A 4,279-nucleotide genomic window follows, 5' to 3' on the forward strand; every position below is an offset into this window, starting at 1 on the left:
AAGACGGCATGGATCAACGACCCAGCCAAGCGCAGGGAACCCGCACCACAAACCTCATAGCGTCACGACCGTCTCACTTGACTTGAAATCTTCCGGCGACGAGTTGCAGTTCGAAGCTGGTGTGATCAATGGGACTACCGGCGGCCTTCTCGGTGCCTACGACCCCAACCTCCCAGGGTTGGCTTGCCAGACCGGCCCTTTCCGGGTGGGAAACACCATCGCGTCGGTCGGTGGCCTGATCGGTGGCGGCGGGGACGATGTGCCCGAGCTTCCCGGCGAGGTCCCGGTGGTACCGAAGAGCGGCCCCGCCAACACCGAGTTCGGCCCCGACGGTCCCGTCACCGCCCCGAAGGCCCCGGAAGGAATGGTCTGGGACCCGAACAACCCAGAACTGCCGCAACTCCGCCTGGACTACTTCGCCGAAGTAGAGGGCCTTCGGACGAAGGTCAACGAGATGAGGGAAGCAGGGCTCTCCAGCGAGGAAATCGCCCGGGTCATCTCCCAGGACCGCAGGGACATCGGCATCAAGTACAAGAACCTCACTCCTCCTGATGTGCTCGCTGACATCTATGCTAGGAACAAGGAGGAATATGGCGGTGATCCACTCGGGCCGACGGTTGACTTCCTCAGGAATGTAAGGAACAAGACCTGGGATCAGATCATCGAAGGGGCACTCAGGCCCGGCGGTGGCGATCTCGGTCTAGGGAAGAGGTAGGTATGCTCATACGGCGATTCACCGCCTTCAATTGCGCGGTGCAATTCGATCCGACAGACGGGACCATCGGGCCGGAGTGTGAAATCAATCGAGATGATGCACACTCTGGGTACTATGACATGCTGAATGGCACCCTGGTCGTCCTTTTTCGGAATTCCGAAGGGATTACCCTGCAGGCTGGTGGGCGGATATTTGCTCTCGATGGAACATGCCCCATCGAACACCGGATCACGGACTCTGAATGCGTCTTCACGGTCGGCAATGACCTGGAGATCCGCTACCCGTTTCCGCCTGACTGGGAAACCCTCTCATGGGACCCAACGCCGCATGTAGAGCGAGAAGACTTCGACTTCGGGCTCCATATCGCAAATGTCATGTCCGACCCGGAAAGAACTGCACTCCTACGCGCCAACCTGTAGAGAATTCACTCTCGATTATTGCCTGAATCGAGAGTAGCTGCCCGGGGTCCTCCTCTGGTCAACGAGAAGACCCCGGGCTGCCGGGCTGAGACTAATCTCGATCTTGCATTGCGGCTCGTCAGTTCGGCTGGCGGGCCGTTTTGCTTGGCTAAAGGTTGTCCCGTAACTGCCGCCTGATTTCCGCGTGGGTCACGGCATGAGTGGGGGTGATCTCGGCGAGCGTCGGATACTGGCAGTACATCCTCGCCGCGAACCACGTCACCAAGAGCAACGTCCGAATCGTCCCCTGACCACCGGCCGGAACCCAGAACCGGAAGCACCCTTCATGGACCGAGTCCTCATCGCCGCCGCCCCCGGCACGACCTGGCCGCTGCGCCGCGAGGAGTTCCATACCGACCTGCTGGAGCGCTTCCCCGAAGCCCGCTGCTACGAGAAGCACGAGCCCGTCAACCGGGTCGACTACCTGGGCTTCTACGTCGACCTCGACGGGACCGAGCGCCACGGCAACTACTTCGAAGGCAGCCACCTGACCCTCGAGGACGCCGAGCCGCAGGAGTGGGCGCCGACCATCGAGTGGTTCCTGACGCTCCTGCCGGTGGCCGCACCGGTGGTGGCCGTCCTCGAATCGAACCCCGACGCACCGGCACCCCTGCCCCCGCGCGCCACCGCCGAGGAGATCCGCGCGGCCCTGACCGAACTCATCACCGAGCAGCGCCCGCGGACGATCCGTCAGCGCTTCTTCTGGCCTCCGGGCACCACCCTGTGCTGCAGCCAACTCGACTCACCCTCCACATTCCCGCCCCCTACACCCTGCGCGAAGACCACGCGCAGTGGCTCCCCGAACAAGCAGACGCCGAACGCGCCGCCATCCACGAAGCCGCGCTGCGCCGAGCCCGCCAAGAGAAGGCCGCACGCTGCAAACCCCGCTGATCAGCACGCAGGATCGACCGGCACAGCGCGCCGCCCGGCCTCGCACCAAGTTGAGGGACCGCGGACAGTCCGTCAGCAGAGCGTGTTCTGCTCGAAGTCGGGCAGGTCGAAGTGCGTGATCCGCGCGATGGCCAGGCCAGCTTCGGCGAGGAGTCGCGCTTCGCGTGCGTTGCGAACGAAGATCCGCACCTTGTGCAGCTCGGGGCTGCGCGCGATGAGGTCCGGGCACGGACGCAGGATCCCGAACGTGCCTTGGTGCCGGCCGCCGACACGGGCGACCTTTCCGTAGGCGTACTGCGGCCAGATCTGGCGGGTGTTGATCTCGACCCGAGTCGTTAGTTCCTTCCAGGCCGCCTCGGTCACCGCCTCGTCGAGACCGGCCTGCTGCCGTGCCGACAGCAGGCCCCACCATGCCTGCCCGGCAGCCAGGTCAGCTGCTTCTTGCTCCTGACGGGCTCGCTGCTCGGTCTCTTCCGTCAGGCGAAGCTGTTCGCGCTCGTGTTCGGCGCGCTGGCGCGCAACGGCCCACCGGCCGCGCCGGATGAGGTTGTCGAGATCGAGTTGGAGACTCGCGTGCTGCGCACGCAGCTGCCGGCGCCGATCCTCGCGGGCTCGCCACGCGGCCTCCCGCTCGTCCAGCAGACGCTTCTGCTCGGCCGCCTGCTCCTGGCGCTGCCGCTCCAGCGCGGCTTGCTGCTCCTGCCATTCCTTCTTCCGCTCGTCCTGATGCCGACGCATCTGCTCGTGCCGCTCCTGTGCCTGCGCAGAGCGCTGGGTGGTCCACAGCACCGGCCGGCGGGCGAAGTCCTTGTCAGAGGGACGCCGTACACGGCGGTAACGGGGAAGGACCGGGCGGGGTGCAAGGGACCGCTGGTGGACCCAGGCCACGAAGTCGGTGAGGGGCACGTGCTTGATCTCCCACCAGCCTGCCCGAGCGTCGAACCCGGCGACGCCGTCGGTGACCTGCCAGGAGCCGTCGTCGCCGGCGACCCGAACGGAGGGGACCTGCCCCATCCAGGCGACCGCCTTACGCGTCGTCACCCAGCAGCTGTCGATTCCCGCTTGGTCGTACCGCTCGGTTCGGGCCTGGATGTCGTCCACAGTGATCGTGGACAGCTGCGCCTCCCACGCGATGCGGCGGCCGGCGTCGGGGGAGGAGGCCATGACGTCGGCGCGCCAGGTGCCGTCGGGCGCGGACACCTCGAGTTCGGCGTGCCAGCCGGATTCGCGGATCGAGGTGGCGAGCTGCAGCTTGAGAAGGTGGTGCTCCATCGACTCCCCGGCGAGCTCGCAGGGCTGCTCGGGCCGGCGGCGGTCGTGGGCGAAATAGCACAGCCCGCGGGGAGAGCGTTTCGCATGCACGCCGTATCCGCAGTCCGGACAGGTCAGAAGGATTCGGGGGCGGACCTTATAGATCGAGGACCAGTCCAGGCCGCACCCCAGTTCAGGGTGGGTGGCATCCAGACGGCCTGCATCTGGGTGGAGCGCGGTGAAGGACACGGCACCTCGTTTCACCAAAGGCGTGGCGGTGTGTGCTTCTTGGAGCGATTGAATACCAGCGGCCACTGACGGTGAGAGCATGCCCGGCCCGCCAGCACGGCATCCCGGTGGATCCGCTCCGCTCGCAACCGCGCCCGTCAGGACGTCAGCCGCTGGAACGATGACGTCGCGGCCGGGTGCACCTATGCGGTGACGGAGCGTCGGCTGCACCGCTGGAACTGCCCCACCCTGGGCAGCGCCGACGACCGCCGGGCCGCGTTCGAGGAACCTCTCGAGGAGACCGGTGGCCGCGGCGACGGACCACGCTCCCTACCCTCCACACCTCGGACGAACTGCGCCGCACGGGCAACCGGTCCTGGCGCTGTGCGACCTGCGGCGCGGACCCGCTGTAGGCCGGCGCAGACCGGGGAGTGTGTGGGTTCGTCGGGGTGGCTCGGGGAACGGCACTGCGGTCACACCTTCCGGCAATCGGCTGCCGACAAGGATCGGTATGCGCTACCGCTACCGGGCGCCGACCATCGGCAGACTTCACCGAGGCCAAGCAGTCAGAACCTCCCGACGGGTCATGTGGTGATGTACTCTCAGGCATGCAACAGAACCTGGTTGAGGTTCAACTCATCTGCAAAACAAGCAAGTTGAGTCAAAATCAGGGGAAGCCATGAGGCGGGAATCGAAGACAGACAAGAAGTGATACAGACCGAGAGGCCGCAGCAGG

Annotated in this window: 3 protein-coding genes and 1 pseudogene; 2 read left to right on the top strand and 2 right to left on the bottom strand. The window is 65.7% G+C overall.

Annotation, left to right across the window (positions count from 1 at the left end):
• Positions 1–715 (top strand): annotated as a pseudogene (locus ACFYNO_RS41085) (hypothetical protein); the annotation flags it as partial.
• A gap of 38 nt (positions 716–753) precedes the next feature.
• Positions 754–1,134 (top strand): hypothetical protein, encoded by a 381-nt coding sequence (locus ACFYNO_RS41090; protein ID WP_388023888.1) that lies wholly within the window; start codon positions 754–756, stop codon positions 1,132–1,134.
• A 148-nt stretch (positions 1,135–1,282) separates the two neighbouring features.
• Here the strand turns inward: ACFYNO_RS41090 and ACFYNO_RS41095 are convergent, their stop codons facing one another.
• Both ACFYNO_RS41095 and ACFYNO_RS41100 read right to left on the bottom strand, forming a co-directional pair.
• On the bottom strand, positions 1,283–1,660 hold the full coding sequence (locus tag ACFYNO_RS41095; protein ID WP_388023890.1) for a hypothetical protein: 378 nt from the start codon (positions 1,658–1,660) through the stop codon (positions 1,283–1,285).
• A gap of 476 nt (positions 1,661–2,136) precedes the next feature.
• Positions 2,137–3,564, bottom strand: a complete 1,428-nt coding sequence (locus tag ACFYNO_RS41100; RefSeq protein WP_388023893.1) for a competence protein CoiA family protein — start codon at positions 3,562–3,564, stop codon at positions 2,137–2,139.
• Between the last annotated feature and the right edge of the window lie 715 nt (positions 3,565–4,279).

Origin of the sequence: Kitasatospora sp. NPDC006697 (assembly GCF_042869935.1) — a bacterium.
In the GTDB taxonomy this organism is placed as follows: Bacteria; Actinomycetota; Actinomycetes; order Streptomycetales; family Streptomycetaceae; genus Kitasatospora.